The 16,491-nt window shown below is 33.8% G+C and carries 19 protein-coding genes and 1 pseudogene; 6 read left to right on the top strand and 14 right to left on the bottom strand.

The features are described 5' to 3' along the window. Positions 1-484: 484 nt before the first annotated feature. From ASD98_RS13320 to ASD98_RS13260, 13 genes are all read right to left on the bottom strand, one after another. Complete coding sequence (locus ASD98_RS13320) at positions 485-1,003, bottom strand: hypothetical protein (protein ID WP_128414839.1); 519 nt, start codon at positions 1,001-1,003, stop codon at positions 485-487. Between the two features lie 39 nt (positions 1,004-1,042). Then, entirely contained in the window at positions 1,043-1,378 is a 336-nt protein-coding gene (locus tag ASD98_RS13315; RefSeq protein WP_056205494.1) for a hypothetical protein, read from the bottom strand. A gap of 293 nt (positions 1,379-1,671) precedes the next feature. Beyond that, positions 1,672-2,937, bottom strand: a complete 1,266-nt coding sequence (locus ASD98_RS13310; RefSeq protein ID WP_056205492.1) for a chloride channel protein — start codon at positions 2,935-2,937, stop codon at positions 1,672-1,674. Positions 2,938-3,121: 184 nt separating this feature from the next. Then, on the bottom strand, positions 3,122-3,658 hold the full coding sequence (locus ASD98_RS13305) for a DUF488 family protein (RefSeq protein ID WP_056205490.1): 537 nt from the start codon (positions 3,656-3,658) through the stop codon (positions 3,122-3,124). Position 3,659: 1 nt separating this feature from the next. Next, positions 3,660-4,349: an SMUG2 DNA glycosylase family protein gene (locus tag ASD98_RS13300; RefSeq protein ID WP_056205488.1), complete on the bottom strand. Its 690-nt coding sequence runs from the start codon at positions 4,347-4,349 to the stop codon at positions 3,660-3,662. A 214-nt stretch (positions 4,350-4,563) separates the two neighbouring features. Continuing rightward, positions 4,564-5,226, bottom strand: coding sequence for a sigma-70 family RNA polymerase sigma factor (locus ASD98_RS13295; protein ID WP_056205486.1), 663 nt, complete (start codon positions 5,224-5,226; stop codon positions 4,564-4,566). A gap of 89 nt (positions 5,227-5,315) precedes the next feature. Further along, a complete protein-coding gene (locus ASD98_RS13290) occupies positions 5,316-5,699 on the bottom strand; it encodes a hypothetical protein (RefSeq protein ID WP_056205483.1) in 384 nt (127 codons plus the stop codon). An 86-nt stretch (positions 5,700-5,785) separates the two neighbouring features. Then, positions 5,786-6,271 carry a hypothetical protein gene (locus tag ASD98_RS13285; protein WP_056205480.1) on the bottom strand — a complete coding sequence of 162 codons (486 nt, stop codon included), beginning with the start codon at positions 6,269-6,271 and terminating at the stop codon, positions 5,786-5,788. Positions 6,272-6,334: 63 nt separating this feature from the next. Beyond that, complete coding sequence (locus tag ASD98_RS13280) at positions 6,335-6,628, bottom strand: hypothetical protein (RefSeq protein ID WP_056205478.1); 294 nt, start codon at positions 6,626-6,628, stop codon at positions 6,335-6,337. Between the two features lie 159 nt (positions 6,629-6,787). Continuing rightward, a complete protein-coding gene (locus ASD98_RS13275; protein WP_128414838.1) occupies positions 6,788-7,726 on the bottom strand; it encodes a hypothetical protein in 939 nt (312 codons plus the stop codon). Positions 7,727-7,765: 39 nt separating this feature from the next. Beyond that, the gene (locus ASD98_RS13270; protein WP_056206475.1) at positions 7,766-9,355 is read right to left on the bottom strand and encodes an MFS transporter; all 1,590 of its coding nucleotides are present in this window, start codon (positions 9,353-9,355) and stop codon (positions 7,766-7,768) included. Between the two features lies 1 nt (position 9,356). Beyond that, entirely contained in the window at positions 9,357-10,421 is a 1,065-nt protein-coding gene (locus ASD98_RS13265; protein ID WP_056205474.1) for an HlyD family secretion protein, read from the bottom strand. 2 nt (positions 10,422-10,423) lie between these two features. Continuing rightward, positions 10,424-11,764 carry a TolC family protein gene (locus ASD98_RS13260; RefSeq protein WP_082577850.1) on the bottom strand — a complete coding sequence of 447 codons (1,341 nt, stop codon included), beginning with the start codon at positions 11,762-11,764 and terminating at the stop codon, positions 10,424-10,426. A gap of 276 nt (positions 11,765-12,040) precedes the next feature. Between ASD98_RS13260 and ASD98_RS13255 the strand changes: the two genes are divergently transcribed. The 3 genes from ASD98_RS13255 to ASD98_RS13245 all read left to right on the top strand — a co-directional run bounded on the left by ASD98_RS13255 (position 12,041) and on the right by ASD98_RS13245 (position 13,516). Next, a complete protein-coding gene (locus ASD98_RS13255) occupies positions 12,041-12,769 on the top strand; it encodes an AraC family transcriptional regulator (RefSeq protein WP_230038355.1) in 729 nt (242 codons plus the stop codon). 1 nt (position 12,770) lies between these two features. Continuing rightward, a complete protein-coding gene (locus ASD98_RS13250; protein WP_056205467.1) occupies positions 12,771-13,115 on the top strand; it encodes a DUF488 domain-containing protein in 345 nt (114 codons plus the stop codon). A 68-nt stretch (positions 13,116-13,183) separates the two neighbouring features. Continuing rightward, entirely contained in the window at positions 13,184-13,516 is a 333-nt protein-coding gene (locus ASD98_RS13245) for a 2Fe-2S iron-sulfur cluster-binding protein (RefSeq protein ID WP_128414837.1), read from the top strand. Between the two features lie 741 nt (positions 13,517-14,257). On the opposite strand, the gene ASD98_RS13235 is transcribed toward ASD98_RS13245, so the two are convergent. After that, positions 14,258-14,830 (bottom strand): Crp/Fnr family transcriptional regulator, encoded by a 573-nt coding sequence (locus ASD98_RS13235; RefSeq protein WP_056205463.1) that lies wholly within the window; start codon positions 14,828-14,830, stop codon positions 14,258-14,260. Positions 14,831-15,321: 491 nt separating this feature from the next. Here ASD98_RS13235 and ASD98_RS24580 point away from each other — a divergent pair. The 3 genes and pseudogenes from ASD98_RS24580 to ASD98_RS13220 all read left to right on the top strand — a co-directional run. Then, positions 15,322-15,504 (top strand): annotated as a pseudogene (locus ASD98_RS24580) (hypothetical protein); the annotation flags it as partial. Positions 15,505-15,524: 20 nt separating this feature from the next. Continuing rightward, positions 15,525-15,953, top strand: coding sequence for an SRPBCC family protein (locus ASD98_RS13225; RefSeq protein ID WP_082577849.1), 429 nt, complete (start codon positions 15,525-15,527; stop codon positions 15,951-15,953). Positions 15,954-16,053: 100 nt separating this feature from the next. Then, the coding region (locus ASD98_RS13220) for an SDR family NAD(P)-dependent oxidoreductase (protein ID WP_128414836.1) at positions 16,054-16,491 on the top strand (438 nt) is incomplete at its 3' end.

Here is a 16,491-nt window from a genome sequence, read left to right as displayed (position 1 = left end):
TATGTCTTTGGGGTCGCTTTGGGGTTTCTTATAAGGGTTCTGCGGGGCATAGGGGCTGGGTGTTTTTGGCTGCACGTTTTGGGGCTTTGATTTGGTTTTGGGAATTACGGTGGAGCTTGTCGTAATTTCTGGTTGTATGGGAATTTTTTGTTTTATTTTTTGAATTAGATTATTGCTGTTGTTTTTTTTAAAGGGGTGGCGGGGGCAGGTTGGGCGGTATTGCCTTGCTTGTCCGGGTTGTGCTTTGTTGTCAGGCTTGTATGTAAAATTATTTTTAGGGTTTATATTATTATTTTTTTGGAGCTTTTTCCCGCTATACGTTCCAATCTTTTGTGCCGAACAACGGCACAAAAGGATTTCCACTGCACACGAGCGAAGCGAACTGGCGAAGCAATCGGGGCTAGGGCTGTAGCGGTGATCTATTTGAGTATCTTAAAAGAAGTTTTTTTGAGGTCTCCCGCGATTAGATACTTTTTTGGTTATATCAATTTTTACTATTGTTCTCTTGGATATCTATGTCAGGAAGTATGGAGAAGTCAAGTTTAAGAACTTTTATTGACCATTCAATTTTAGAATTAACCTGCTCCTCAGTAAGCATTTGGTAACAGTCAATTCCATTTGCTGTTGCAAAATCTTGAATCCTATTAATATGAAGGGTATATTTTTCAATAAACTTCTCATGTGCGGTGCCGTTATTAAAGATGGGATGATATTCCTTTTTCAATCCCTGAAATCCGTATGAATTTATGACCTCTAATATTTTTTCTTTCGTTTGACTGGCAACTTCAAAATGTCTTGAAAAATGCTGGATCTGAAATTTTAATACCATGCAGGAAATCATATTTTCGATGTATTCATTTGCTCCGTATACTTGGGCCAGCTGGTCAAGTGAGCTGCATAGTTTGGCCAGCATTTCTACCATCTTTTTATTAACTGGCTCCAGCAAATCAAAATTTCTTCTAGTCCAGCAGGAGAGGTAATGAGTATGGAATGCTTTTTTCATAATTCCATTTTACGGATGTTAATGTCAGGTTTCCTACCCCTATATGATAGCCGCATTTATCGGCATAGCCAGCAATATCATTAAGGCGTTACAGGAACTTTTTTTCAAGTTCCAGATTCCAGATATGCCCTGCTTTGAAAGGGGTGCTCCTGCACGACCGATAAAATAGGCGAAATTCATCACCAGATCATGATGCAGGATTACAGACTCAGCATCCATAATTTTATTATAGGCTACAATGCGTACAATCCCGCTTTTTTTATTTTCAATAATTTTGGTCATTGAATCGTAAAACTGTACTATGGAGACAGAAGGCTTGACCCCGTTTGATGAAAGTTCTTCAAAAGCTTTTTCGATTTGAAAAAAGGATCCCATATCCTCAAGAGTGTTTATTTTTTTCCATTTCCAGATCGTATTCTTCTTTGGTTATGATATCCAGCAAGTATCGGGCACTTAGAATAGTGTGTTCGATGATAGCCTGTCCCTGGCGGTATAAGTGTTCGAAACCTCTAAATTATTATATTTGAGTTCTAAAAGGGCTTATGAAACTAGAAGAAGTTTTAGGATATATTCCAAAAGAAGAGTTAGAAGCGTTGTCTGTCCTCTATAACGTTGATCATCAAGTAAAGAAACTTCATTGTATATCTTAACTTATTACTTAGTGACTGTTATTTCGTTGTCAAATAAAAATCATATGAATAAACATTATATGGTAAAAGTTTTTTTGAAAACAAATATGAAATTATGCTTCCCAATAAAATAGGAACAAACAATAAATATCCGTTTGGCAGTAAATTACATATAAGGACTAAAGAAGTGAGGGGGGCAAAAAGTGAAGCAGATAATGTAGCAGCTGCCCCCACTAACGCAAAGTTTAATGGAATTAAATTAGCTCCAAAATAATTATTGCCAATAAAAGCAATAAAGAGTCCTAGAAATGCTCCAGAAACGATACTTGGCGCAAATACACCTCCATCGCCGCCCGCACCAAGTGTTAGAGATGCGGCTAAAGGCTTTAAAATTGCAATAATTAATAAGAAGAGAATTGAAATGTTTGGTGTCGTTATTGATTCGTGTAGTATCTCACGAAGTGCATCGTAACTGTCGCCATATAGGCTTGGAAAAAAGTAAATTAATAATCCGACAATCAAAGCCCCTAAATTCACACGTATAAAATTGTTTGTGATAGTTGCAAAAAGACCTTTTATCCGAGTAACTAAAAGTGTGAAATAGACCGCTAGTATGGCTGCCAAAAGACTTAAGACAATAAAAAAAGGAATGGCATTCCAATTCCAATCTACAACGGTATATAAAAGCAAAGGTCTGTTGTCAAAAAAATAAATAAACAAGTAGCTTACTAATGCTGAAGAAGTACAAGCAATAACAAGTGTTTTGCTTATTTTTCTTGCAATAACTTCCATAGCAAATAACCAACCAGCCAAAGGACTGCAAAATAAAATGGCAACTCCTGCAGTTACCCCAGCGCAAATTAATTCCCTTTTGTATATTTTTGCTATTAAATTCTTTTTGTAAGCAAGGTTTCCAATAGTTGCCGTAGCCACGACCGTCGATACTTCCACACCGGTTGAACCTCCAAATATTACGGTTAGAAAACCATTAATGTAATGAGAAGGTATTTTGAATAAAGGTAAGTGATCTTTGCGCTGGTCTAGTGTTTTATAGATTTCAGTTATTCCTTTGTTTTTTCTATTTTTAAATACATATTTTCTCAAAAAGTAAATAGCTGTAATTCCAATTGTAGGAAATAATATGATCGCTATAGAATAATTACTAACAGCATTAAATAGATACTTTTCAAAAAATTCAGTTAATTTCTTTAGTGAAAATGCTAGCAATGCCCCGCATAGTCCAACAATAAAAGAGATCAATATAAGTTTAAAATAGTTTCGATTAATTATCTTTTGTCTTTCCATTTTAGTAGATTGATAGTGTGTTCATAGAATAACAAAATTAAATGATTAAAAGGGTAAGTTGTAATTTTTTGTTTTTTTATTTTTAAATAAAATACTCATGAATTGCTTTAAAGTTTACTATAGCAAATCACTTTGTCGACAACTAAAAAGATTTAGCTTTTAAATAATAGATTTTTAGTACGAGTTAATTTTCATCAGAATAGAATACACAATCGTGAACAATTCTTGCAGGGGAGGTATACCTATGTTCCTGAGTTTTTCCTATCTCCATAATATGTAATACTGCCCAATGTTTCGCTTTTAGATAATCAGATATCATGGAACGGTGACATCGCCACCAAAGTGCTTCAGAACACATAATAACAGTATTGTTTTCTATGGCAATGTGTTTTAGATCTTCAATGCCATTTTTAAATTCATCAGATTCCATGTAATCAGCATAGCCCCTGAAAGAAGGATTTTCCCAACGGGTATTTTTTGTGTTTTTTTCAGCTTTTCGTCTACCGCCCAAACTGGGCAAATGAATATAGTATATTCCGGCCTTTTCCGCGGCTATTTTTAAATTATCCTGATTGAATTGAGGAAATTTACGAGAACCTGGCATACTTCTGATATCAGCAAGAATTTTAATATTGAACGAATGCAATATTTCCAAAAACTCTGTTAAACTATGAGTTGAATGTCCTATAGTGTAAAGTGTATGTTTAGCTAATTGTTTCAATCTATTTATTTAATGTTAGAATATATTTGTCTATATACAATTGCTTTTCTTTGGATTTGTATTGCTGAATATAGCGCGGGTGCTCAAGGACTGTTATCCTATCAAATAAATTTTCCTCTTTGTTGATCTTTTGGATAAAATTGGCATTTTTCTTTCCAAGCACGAAAACCTCAGAAGTATCCAGCCCTAAACTTATGTGATTTTTTAAGGAAAGAATCATAAAACCCTTGACCATTTCAAAGAGCCTTAGGTCATCGTAGTAATTGGCATTTAGCCATTTGCCTTCTTTGGTTTTACGAATAATAGCTAAAGGAAATGGCGAATTGATATAAAAATCTTGATAGAAATCTTTGACCTCGCCATATTCAGCAATCATTTCATACATAAAAACAGATGATATTTCGTGTGTTTTTGCTGATTGCATTTTAATGCCACAAGCATTTTCCAACCTTTTGGTATCTGTAAATGGAATACCGGTTACTCCAGCGCCATGGCGACTCGGGTTAATTCCGATAATGAATTTTCTTGATTGTAAATCGTTGTAATATTTATTATAAAACTGCTGCATTACCAAGATAGTTTCAGGATTGTCTACATAAGGGTTTAGTACTTTAAAATATTCAGGCAGCGGACCTGAATATTGTAAATTAGTATTGAAATCAATGATTTTATCAGCAACGGTTTTGGACATAATTGTTTAATTCTATATCTTCAATTCTTACGGTATCAAGTTCAGGATCGTTTAATTTGAAAGTATTTGCAATGACTTGCCTTTTGCAGACAAATCTTTTCAACCTTTTTTACCAAGTAATTAATAAAAAAACTAGATTTATTTCAACAAAAGCTTCTGAAACAGCTGTTCAAGTAAATATTTTCAGGTCATTAATTTCATATCGCAACCTGCTTTAATTCCCATTACTTCCAAGCTTAATATTATTCATTACCCTGTTTACTATTGCGTCGCAATATATTAAGTTAAATTCAAAAATATCATTTGGTGAATATGATTTTTCAATCTCTTTTCGCAACATCGTTTTAGCTCTATTCAACCTTACTTTAACATTAGATTCACTAATATTTAAAGCATCAGCCGTTTCTGAAACATTTAGTCCATTAATTTCCCTTAAAGAAAAAACCATTCGATACTCTATTGGAATTTGATTCAATGATGATTCAATAATGTTTCCTAGTTCCCTATTCATTACAATCTTATTTGTATCAGTATGTTGGTGATCTGAAAACATTGGCACGTCATTATTATTTATATCTTTTGAAACCTCATTTTTGAAACTGAACTTCTGTTTCTTTTTATAACAACTGTTTAGCATTATTTTGATTATCCATGTTTTGAAAAGGGCTCGATTTTCAAATTTTTGTAAATTAAAATAAACAGCAATAAAGGTCTCTTGCATTAAATCCTGAGTGTCTTCATGATTATAGTTGTATGACCTGCCTATTTTATAGAGATAAGGATTGTATCTTCTAATCAATATTTCAAATAATCCAAATTCCCCATTAATGATCTTGGTTATAATATCAGCGTCAGAATATTGTTCTTTTATTTTCATGTCCGGGTACAGTAAATACTGAGATATAATTTAAAAAATATTGAGTTTACAAAAAGAAGTAAAGTTGTAAACTCAATATAGTATTTAATTTAAGAAACTATTCGTGCGATTTTAGCCAGTGAAAATGCACCTATAGCCATTACGAAATCCCTTACAGCCACATCGAGATATGTACCACTAAACAGTAAGGTCAATCCAATGAGTGTTAGCCAAGCAGCCACAATGTAACCTCCAATTGCTGGTTTAGTCAAAACTATTATTCCTGCAACAATCTCAATTATTCCAACAAGAATCATAAAAGTGTGTGGAGAAAAAGGAATAATAGCTGCAACTCCCGGATTAAGATAGTTTTCCCATGTTGTCAATAAATTAACGAATTTATCCAGACCTGCAACAATTGGCACGATACCAAATGTTATCTTTAATAAATTGAAAGTTGGCGCAAGCCTCAATCGTAAATTGTTTGTTTCCATTTTCTTTTAAATTTAATTGTTTATTTAGAAGTAGAGGAAATGACATTCCAAAAGGTTACAAAAAAATGAAAAATAACCAAATATTTTTATCGCCAAAAAAAATCATTCCATTCCTCGTTATTTAATTCACGGGAAAAATCTTTTAAGTTCAATATAATTTGATTTGATGGTACAATATTTCTGATTGAAGTAAAAATATTTTTCTCTTCCAAGCGTATTAATATCTCCAGATCTTCTTCAATTCGGCTTAATGACTTTTCGATTTCAATATTTTTTGTAAAATGTTTTTTTAATCGTCGATGTAGCGTTAAGCTTTTTTTTACTAATTGATTTTCCAGTCCTAATAGTGGAAAAATATATTCTTTTTCTATTTCGAAATGCAATGCTAATTCATTGCTATAATACCAATCTGCATAATTTTTAATCCTTTCAGGAACAATTTTCTGTCTAATTCCTTCACGAATTGCTCGGCATAACTCTAATGACAGCTGATTATCTCTATGTAAAGAACTAAGTAATGTTTCTAAGTTTTTTAGATTTTCTTCCTTTATTAGTTTTTTTTCTAAATTCATTATTATTTAAAGTAAAGAGTGACAGATAATAAATTCTATGGAATTTATAAATCCCTAAAGCTACTATCGTTCTTGTTTTTCTATTTCCTGCGAATCAATTTCTAATAACATTGAGCAACTTATTATAATCAATCCTTTGATACAATGTTTTTTCGAGTAAAAGCCATAAAGGATAGCGTCTAATTTAGGGTCGGGATCCCAAAAATGGTAAGCATAATTAACCACAATCTCATTGTAATTAATTTTGCAATTATGATTTCTGGCATTTATAAAATTTTTTTTAGCTATAAAGCTTATATTATATCCTTGACATATTAGACCTTCTAAAGCTTCTGTCAAATTTGTATATGGGTTCATTTTTTATCAGATTTTCATGTCTTTAATATTATATGTAAAGTTTATTTGAATGTATCCTAAAGATAATCATTTAAGCTGTATTGGTTTTTAGCGATATTACAAAGTGGCTAGTGTAAGCAAACATTTGACCCGATAGATTAAAGAGTAAAAATTTATCAGTTAAAAAATTAAACTCTGTAGAATTGGCAGCTTTTCTTCTAGATCTGCGATCATAACCAGAACTATTTTTGAAAATCCAGCACTTTGCATCGTTCTAGACAAACTTGAAGTTTGTATTACTTTTGATTTAATTTTAGAATGCAGGCTTAAGGGTCTTAAAAAGAAATAGTCATAAAGCAAATTATAATTATAATCAGGGTCCAATTTTATTTGTTGTATTTGTTCACCATATAAAGCTAATCTGTCTGCTAAAAGTTTTTCCAGATCTTTAATTTGATTCATTAAATTATGATTCTCAAGATAAAAAATCAATAAGGCAAACAATTGATCCCATAATTCATTCTGTTGCTTGCTGTCACTTTTCTGGAGCGCCACTACACAATTAAAAAAGAGCACTTCAAAAGACCCTTTCTGGCTGATTTTTTGAAAATCATTTATTTTTTCTACCTCGGAAAAAGCAATAACAAATAAAGATTGCGCGACATTGTAAGGAGAATAACCATTTGACAAAATAATTCTCTGTATGGAATGGTTACTTTTATCAACTAATCTTTTTAATATTTGATGATCAAAACCACTATTATTTAAATTTTTAAGATCATTTAGTATATGATTAAAAATGAGGTATTGATTTATGTTATCTAAAAAAATCCATTCTTTTTTTTGACTTGTGTTTTCGATAGTGCTAGATTCTATAATGACGGAAATTATACCGGAGTATTGGGCAAGAAAAATGGCAATAGAACCTCTAATATTCGAAGAGAATAACGTTATTTCATCATTACTGCCATTTTCGACGACTAGTTTTTTATCTAACTTTAGCAATAAGTGGATTAGTATAGAAAACTTTGAGGTTACTTGTGACTTTTTTTTTCTAACGGTATTATAAATGATGCAAGAAAGTATAGTTAAAAAGCCAATACTGTAGATAGTCCACATGATAATAAATTTAAGATTATAATTTGAGGTCAATTAATTTTAAAATGGTGAAGGCTGATTTTTAGACAGCGTTAACACGGTACGGTTTATATAGGGAAATAAAGCAATGACAATAAGGGATATAATAATAACTGCACAAATCATCTCATAATAATCAACAGCGTATCTGATATGATTTTGGGCATTAATTGTATTAATTAATACCTTATTAGTTGCTTTTGCAGCATAAGCGGATGTTGCTCCGTCCTGGATCAATATGTTTTTAATATTACTTACAGATTGCAGGGCGACAGGGTTAAGATTGGAAATTTTATCCTGAAAAGTATTAAAGTGTTTGCTTTTAGCATATAAGTCAAAGTAATTCATTAAACCGATACTAACATAAAAACCTAAGCATCTCATAAACAAACACATTCCTGCTGATGTTACACTTAACCTTTCGGGCACCGAGGAGACCATAAAAATTATAGAAGGTGTCATTAAGGTCCCAACACCTAATCCCTGAATCAAAAGTGGTATATAAAAGTTATTCTCATTGGCTTGCGTGGTAAAAAGAAAGATCATCCACGCATGATACAATAACAATAAAGAGAAACCATAGATCCATAACAAACGTATCGGACGATGCTGCAGAACAAAAACACCTGAAATAATTACACCAATTATGATTCCAAAAACATTAATTAACGTGATCTGACCAACATGAATCGGATCTAACTTTAAAACAGTCAAAAAGTAGGTTGTGGTTATTGAAAAAGCAAAACGACAGACATAAAAAATGACAATTATCAACGCTCCAATTTTAAAATTCCTATATTTAAAAACCTCTAAATCGAAATAAGGGCGTTTTAACCTGGATTGTCTAAGAATGAAAAGTCCACCAAAAATGAAGATCGATATTACACTCCTAAAAATACGCTGATCCTCCAGCCAATAATATTCTTGACCATAAACCATTATATAACCTATAAGGCAAATTGAAATGGCATAAAATGTAAAACTAGCCCAATCCAATTGATATAAAGGAAATTTAACGTCCAGCCTGACATTGTTCATAAATAAGAGCAGTGCTATAAGACTGGGCAAATACGAAAACATTGCACATTTATATACTATATTAAAATCAAATGAATCAATGATTTCAGCAGTTATAAAATTATTAAATGGAATCATGCAAACCAGCATTCCAAAAAATATAGAGTACCCTATAACACGTGCCCGTTCTGTTCTTAAACGCGCATAAATAAGAGCTAATGATAAATTCACAGTCATTGTAAAGGCCATTCCCTGAATAAATCGGAAAATAAATAAAACAGTTATCTCTTTTGTACTATAGCAGATATAGGAGCTTATTATCTGAATAATTGTTATTACGATAAAGTATTCTTTTGCTGCCAGAAATTTAAAAAATCGCCTTTCCAGAGAAAAAAAACTAACATAACCAGCATAAAATAAAGAGACTGAAAAATAGACATCATAGGTTTCACTTCCTGTGTTCCCTGCTGCGGCATTGATATTTGCCATGGGCAAAAAAAACAAAACCAAACTAGGGAGCAATACAATAAAGAGCGTTATTTTAATCAACCACTCCGGAACCCACTTTTTAAATAAAAAACCTTTTGGAAGCATTTTAGTTTTGTTTTTTAGCAATTGAAACATTTACATTCATTCCTGCTTTCAGTAAATCAGCTTCGTTTTTGGGATTTGTAACGCGGATTCTAACAGGAACACGCTGCACAATTTTCACATAATTGCCTGTTGAATTATCGGGAGGCAACAGCGAAAAACTAGAACCTGTAGCTGGCGAAAAAGATATAATTACTCCTTTAAACTTTTTATCCGGATACGCATCAGCTATGAAACAAGCAGTGTCCCCTAATTTCATACATCCTATTTGTGTCTCCTTATAATTCGCAACCACCCATTTATCTGTTTCTGCATTGACGATATAAGCCAATACCTGTCCTGCATCAATCATCTGACCTTTTTCAACAGTTCTTCTTCCCATAAAACCATCATATGATGCAGTAACGGCAGTATAAGTAACATCCAGTTTATGACGATCCAGCAATGCCTCAAGTCGCGCAATTTCAGCCATTACAACTGCTTCTTGCGATTTTGCGTCATTTATTTCAGATAAGGATGCCTGATATTTATCAGTAGTGGCCTGCGATTCGGCTAAAGCTATATTGTAGGCCGCTTCAATAGTTTCTAATTTTTGAGCTGTGGCTGATTCTGCCTGCACTAATTTTTTATATCGGATATAGTCTAAATCTTCTTTCCTTAATTCGGCTTTTGCCACATTGATTTTTGACAAATTTACTTTTGCTATTTTATTAAGAGTTGCCACCTTGCTTTGCCAAACTTCAAGCTGGGCTTTTGCGTTTAAAAGTGCAGCTTCTGTTTGCTGTTGCTGAATATTATATTCCCTGCTGTCGATAATCAAAATGGTATCACCTTTTTTTACAGGCTGGTTTTCTTCAAATTTAATTTCTGTAATAAAACCTCCAGCTCTGGAAATTACCGGATTTATATATTCCTGAACCTGAGCATCATTTGTTTTTTCATTTTGGTAAATGTCCCATAAAGATACAATGCCCCAAATACTTAAAATAAAGGTTATCACTATTGCAATCCAACCTGTTATTTTGGTTATTAATTTGTCTGTAACGGTATACGTGTTTCTGTTTTTCATTTTTATAGTGTTCCTAAAACATTTTGAAGTTGATAGTATTGAATTTGTGCTGCTATTTTTGTTGAAGCGAAATCAAATCTGCTTTGCAATAATTGAATATCTGCATCTAAAAGATCGGTAATAAGTGCCGCTTGATTAAAGTAGTTTTGCTTTACAATTCTTGCATTCTCGGTTGATTGCGCCACATCATTCCTTGCTACATCAATTTTAATGAGAGATTCTTTAAAACGCAGATAGTTTTCATAAACTTGTTGTCGAATTTTATCATCGATATGGTGGTGTTCCACTTCTTCTTTCTCTAAATTTAATTGGGCTACTTTTACTTTTGGCCTGTTGATATAAAGCTCTGATATTGGTATTGAAGCCCTAACGCCAAAAATTCCGAGGGTGTAGTTACTAGGAGAATATGGATAAAGGAAAATTTGGGGATTGGCAAGATAAAATTCACCATACATTCCAATTTTTGGTTTTACATTGGCTTTAGTACTTTTGAGTTCTATTTTCCTTAAATCTACTGTCTTTTCTGAAATATGATAATCATATGATTTTTTCTGAGCTACTTCCAAATAGCTTTCATATGATTGCAATTCAAATAATGCAGGATCTAATTCCTGGTAAGGATTCACCAGTTCCAAATCAGGTAGCCCAATTAAAATGTTGAGTTTTTGATTTGCAATAGCAATATCATTTTCGATTTTAACAAGCATCATTTTTTGATTAGATAATTTGAGTTCTACTCGCAGTACGTCGCTCTTTAATATCACACCATTTTTATAAAGAGCCTTAATTTCCAACAGTTGTTTTTCCTGATTGGCGATATCTTTGATCATGAGTTCTTTAAAAATATGGCTTCGTTGTAAACTCAAATAATAAATAGCTCCTTGCAATTTAATTTCAGAAACCGTCATATCCTTTTGCACTTTGGCAATATCAGATAGCGTTTTTTTCTTATCTATTTTTAAGTTTAATTTATTTCCATTGTAAATATTCAGGTACATATCTGTACTGACCTTATATAGCCAATGGATCACCTCATGCTGGGTCGGTTTACTGAAAAGGCCGTTTTCATACACAGGAATATTTGTGGCATATTCATAATTACCTTTTAAAGTAATTTCAGGAAGCCGTTCAATTTTGATTTCTGAAATTTCTTCTTCAGCGATGGTTGACTCCAAAGTATTCAAATGAATTTTTCTACTGTTATCAATAACGTTTGCCCACATTTGATCTATTGATAAGGGCTTTGATTCGGCGTTTGGAATCAATTTGTTTTGCGCGAAGAGGAAAGAGGTTTGCAGGGTTAAAAGGAGGTAAATTAGTTTCTTTGATTTATCGATAAACATTTTAATTATATTTTTAGACCACAAAGATATAATCCAATTGGCCCTTCCTATTTATGTAAAATAGACGATTATTTAATCATTCCGGTCAATGTTAATTTTAACTTAAATATGACAGTAAACTTCTTTTATTTTTGTTCAGAGAAATTAATGATTTCCAAAATTACCCCACTTACAAATTGCGTTTCGTATCTTTGATTAATCCGTATAAACAATAAAAATATGAGCTTAATTGCTGCCTTACCTGAGATTGACAACTTATCATCTTCTGTTTTTGTGATGCATGAGCGATTTGAGAAATTCATTCCGCACCATAGTCATACTAAAGGACAATTATCATATGTCGAAGGGGGGCTAGCGTATCTGCAGATAAATGACCGTCACTATGTAATTCCTGCACGTCATTATTTCTGGGTACCACAAGGCTTAACACATATCTTAAAAATTGGACATTCAGGAACGGTTTTGCGTTCTTTGTTTTTTTATACCCATGATGATGACAAACATCCTTTTTATTCAGAGGTAGGGATTTATCCTATTAATGAACTTCTCATGGAAATGATCAAATATTCAGAAACCTGGGATGGACATATACTCCCTGGAGAGAGTCGTTACCTTTTTTTATCGGTTATTAAGAATATTCTCCCTGAAATAAGTGCTAAAAGACTACCAATCGCATTGCCTTTTACCGAAAACGAGCGTATGCAGCCCATATTAGAATGGATTCAAAATAATATATCGGCTACTCATACTCTGCGTAGCTTAGGAAGTCAGTTCGGACTGAGTGAAAGGACTTTATCACGTTTGTTTCAGTCTACTTTAAATACTTCTTTTTTGCAATACCTGAAATTACTCCGAATGGTCAAAGCCATTGAATTAATGCTTCAAACGGACTTATCAATGAGTGAAATTGGATATTCTGTAGGCTATGGCAGTCTGCCTGCTTTTAGCAATACCTTTTATCAGTTAACCAATTTTAGGCCATCCGATTTTAAAAAGAATTTTTAAGATGCAAACGATCATTATAAAAAAAGTTTATAACAGCAAAACAGCTGATGGGTCTTATCGGGTTTTGGTCGATAGATTGTGGCCACGCGGAATAAGAAAAATAGATTTGCAGATTGACGAATGGAACAAGGAAATTGCGCCCTCTCTTGCATTAAGAAAATGGTTTACTCACCAAAAAGAGCGCTTTGAAGAATTTTCTAAACTTTATATCCACGAATTAATGGCAAAAACCGATGAATTAAACAGATTGAAAATTATTGCTGGAACTCATGATGTAACTTTATTATATGGAGCAAGGCATCCCCAATATCATGCAATAATTTTAAAGGATTATTTATCGAAGTAGAAAAGGATATCATCTAAAAGATATTATTGAAAATAAAGCATAGAACTAACCTTGAAACACAACCTATTTTGAGCCTAAATAGAAAAATAATACGATTTACTGTTGTTGAAAATAATCAAAAACATCATATTGAAACCTATGTGGGTGAATATCCAAGTTTAATGTTTTTGTTGCGGGACAGGCTCTATTTAGATGGTTTTGGAGAATGTCAGGGAGTTGGAAGATGTGCAACCTGCATCGTACAAGCAAAAGCTATAAAAGGAAATTCAATGATAAAAGAAAGAAATGAACCTTCCACGTTATCCAAAATGGGGTATACCGATGCGGACATTCGGCTTTCATGCCAACTATTTATAACAACAGATTTAGAGGAATCTGAAATTGAAGTTCTTGATATTTAGCCGTAAAAAAAAACAATATTTGACTGTCAGGTCATAATATTTTCCCCATGGGTGATTATTGCCTTTTTATGTTCATGAAACAAAACATCGCCTGTTTTCATTGTATGATAAATTTCCCAAAAAAAAATAACTAAAGACATTCTTTAAAAAACTAAAGATCATTAACATCCTTATTGGAGTGCCAAAAATGCTGCGGTATGGCAATTGTTATAAAGTTTCGAACCCAAATTTTTATAAATCAAATTTTCTATGGAATATCCCATCTGATTATCAAAATTTGATATTTTTTGCCTTCCAAATTCGGCGGACATAGCTTCAAAAAAGCTGGTACAATCCATGATTTAGCCATTCTGATGTGCTTTTCGGATCCTTCTCTTAGTAATGGATAAAATTTAAAATTTACTTCAATTATTTCAGGTGGTAATAAGACGAGTTCAGCTGTATTTATGCGATAGACTGTCAAATACTTTTTGAATTGTTTTTTGTCAGGTGAATATGAATTAAGTGTAATGTATTTTGATGAATTCCTGACAGAGCAAAAAGACAAATGCACTTCTGCTTCCATTTTTCAAAAGGTGGAAAGAATTAGGCAGAGAGGGAAAGGACATTTGACGCAAATTGATGTGACATTGATCATAACATTATTATAATCGCGGCCCTCAGTTAATCGTGAAATCTCGATTTAAGACTATTGGTTTTCTGAATTATTGTGTTGTAAAACAGCCGCTCTGATTATAAACTTTAGGATATTGCTTTCCTGATGCGGCTCAGCGTTTCACGAGATAACCCTAGGTAAGAAGCTATCATGTGGAGCGGTACGCGGCTGAAAATATCCGAATATGTTTTTATAAAATTGGAATATTTTTCCTCAGCGGTATTACTTATATTGCTCATAATACGGTCTTGGCTTACGTCAAAACTCTTTGCTTTTAGATTGTAAATAAAATCTTTAAAATGGGGAATGGTGTCCAGTAAATTATTGAAATCTACTTTTTCAATCATCAGCAGATCACTCTCTTCCAGTGCATCGATATTATTTTTGGAAGGTGTGCCATTATTATAGCTTTCCGGATCGCTTACCCACCAGTTCTCCACTGCAAATCTTAAAATATGCTCACTGCCATCTTCACTGGTACGATAATTTCGTAGGCAGCCTTTGACAACAAAGCAATTGTAGTGACAAACGTCTCCCTCCTGTAACAGGTATTGCCTTTTACGAAGTTTCTTGCTTACGGTTACTATGCGTACTTGAGTCAATTCATCCTCGTTAAGACCCGCTTTTTCTTTTAAATAAGATGAAAAAAATTCAAACATAGCCTTCGCTTTTGAACAAAGCTATAAAAAATTAAGGATAATTAAGCAGATTGGAAATATGTATTTAAGGCAGCCAAACCACCTAATTCATAAATAGGTATATAATGGCTTGTTTAATGGCTATTAGACGCTATCATAAATTCGTTTTGATAATTATAAGCCCGTTGCATGACTAACTGAACTGCTGTTAAAAAATATTTGTACCCAGAATTACTGTGCATTCATCAGCAAAAAGCAAAACTACTACTAATTTCGTTGGTTATACAGTGTGCGACATTAATGCCGCTACCGCTTTATGACTGCCACCGCAAAGAGATGCTGACGGAATGCTTATTTAATAAAAACTCGATAGACCGCGGACTATTTGCTCGTTTGCCTGAGGAACACAGCTGACAATTACTGTGACATTTATCACATTTAAATTCTGTCAAATGCCCTCGTTATTTATAACAAGTTGCCGGAACTTTGGTGGCAAATAAAGAAGAAAYACTATGTATAATAAAACAAATTGGCCGGCGGATCAAAAGCCAGAGATATCTGCGATCTACGCACTGAATGATATCGATATCAAAGCRCCTGCAGAGGTGGTTTGGAAACTTTTAGTTGACGCCGAAAACTGGATGAGCTATTTCCCTGCTGAAAACCAGGTTAAAATTTTAAGCCGCGAGAACGAANTTTTGCATGCTGAAAAGCAATTTATATCAAAGCACCTGCAGAGGTGGTTTGGAAACTTTTAGTTGACGCCGAAAACTGGATGAGCTATTTCCCTGCTGAAAACCAGGTTAAAATTTTAAGCCGCGAGAACGAACTGGCTGCGGGTACTATATGGAGCCGTGTGACTGTCGGCTACCTGATGCACCTGATTGTGACAGAGTTTGAGCCCAATCAAAGGCTGTCCTGGAAAACTACAGTAGACGGTGACCAGACCGGTTCCACCGCTTACCACGGCTGGGTAATCACGCCAACTGATGAAGGTGTTCATGTTCTGACCGAAGAAACACAACAGGGAGAGTGGTTCCTTAATATTTTAGGACACAAGCATCCGGGAGCCCTTTACGCTTACCACCAGGATTGGGTAGAACGACTTAAAATTGCTGCCGAGGCGATTGCAGCAGGTAAATAAATCATTAAAGGAGACGACTTGCCAGAGGTTGCAGTCGACCTCATCTTGAAGCCCTCATTATTAAAAAAAACAATTATTTAATAAAAACAAAATACAAATCATGGATCTACAATTGAAAGAAAAAATTGCCCTTATTACCGGCTCAACTACCGGAATAGGTTTTGCTATAGCAAGTTCACTGGCAGCTGAAGGGGCTAAAGTTATCGTTAACGGGCGCACCMCGGAACGCGTGAATACAGCTGTTGAAAAAATCAAAATAGAAACCGGTAACCAGAATATCTATGGTGCTGTGGCGGATCTCGAACAGGCTGACCAGGTGAATGCCCTTATCCAACAATACCCTGATGTAAATATTCTGGTTAATAACGCCGGAGTTGCCCAGCCGAAAGCATTCAAAGATATTACTGACGAAGAGTGGRTGGATATCTATCAGGTAAATGTTATGAGTGGTGTACGTCTTTCGCGTGCTTACATCGAGCAAATGCTGAAAGCCAATTGGGGGAGGATCATTTTTATCTCCAGCGAATCGGGTGTACAG

Origin of the sequence: Flavobacterium sp. Root186, assembly GCF_001428525.1 — a bacterium.
Classification (GTDB): domain Bacteria; phylum Bacteroidota; class Bacteroidia; order Flavobacteriales; family Flavobacteriaceae; genus Flavobacterium.
Note: the sequence above shows the minus strand (reverse complement) of the source record. Positions and strands in the feature narration are given on the sequence as shown.

Bases quoted from the DNA above. Each gene is read 5' to 3' on its own strand.
- ASD98_RS13320 (WP_128414839.1), bottom strand. From the start codon at position 1,003: ATGAAAAAAGCATTCCATACTCATTACCTCTCCTGCTGGACTAGAAGA.
- ASD98_RS13315 (WP_056205494.1), bottom strand. From the start codon at position 1,378: ATGGGATCCTTTTTTCAAATCGAAAAAGCTTTTGAAGAACTTTCATCA.
- ASD98_RS13310 (WP_056205492.1), bottom strand. From the start codon at position 2,937: ATGGAAAGACAAAAGATAATTAATCGAAACTATTTTAAACTTATATTG.
- ASD98_RS13300 (WP_056205488.1), bottom strand. From the start codon at position 4,349: ATGTCCAAAACCGTTGCTGATAAAATCATTGATTTCAATACTAATTTA.
- ASD98_RS13295 (WP_056205486.1), bottom strand. From the start codon at position 5,226: ATGAAAATAAAAGAACAATATTCTGACGCTGATATTATAACCAAGATC.
- ASD98_RS13290 (WP_056205483.1), bottom strand. From the start codon at position 5,699: ATGGAAACAAACAATTTACGATTGAGGCTTGCGCCAACTTTCAATTTA.
- ASD98_RS13285 (WP_056205480.1), bottom strand. From the start codon at position 6,271: ATGAATTTAGAAAAAAAACTAATAAAGGAAGAAAATCTAAAAAACTTA.
- ASD98_RS13280 (WP_056205478.1), bottom strand. From the start codon at position 6,628: ATGAACCCATATACAAATTTGACAGAAGCTTTAGAAGGTCTAATATGT.
- ASD98_RS13275 (WP_128414838.1), bottom strand. From the start codon at position 7,726: ATGTGGACTATCTACAGTATTGGCTTTTTAACTATACTTTCTTGCATC.
- ASD98_RS13270 (WP_056206475.1), bottom strand. From the start codon at position 9,355: ATGCTTCCAAAAGGTTTTTTATTTAAAAAGTGGGTTCCGGAGTGGTTG.
- ASD98_RS13265 (WP_056205474.1), bottom strand. From the start codon at position 10,421: ATGAAAAACAGAAACACGTATACCGTTACAGACAAATTAATAACCAAA.
- ASD98_RS13260 (WP_082577850.1), bottom strand. From the start codon at position 11,764: ATGTTTATCGATAAATCAAAGAAACTAATTTACCTCCTTTTAACCCTG.
- ASD98_RS13255 (WP_230038355.1), top strand. From the start codon at position 12,041: ATGCATGAGCGATTTGAGAAATTCATTCCGCACCATAGTCATACTAAA.
- ASD98_RS13250 (WP_056205467.1), top strand. From the start codon at position 12,771: ATGCAAACGATCATTATAAAAAAAGTTTATAACAGCAAAACAGCTGAT.
- ASD98_RS13235 (WP_056205463.1), bottom strand. From the start codon at position 14,830: ATGTTTGAATTTTTTTCATCTTATTTAAAAGAAAAAGCGGGTCTTAAC.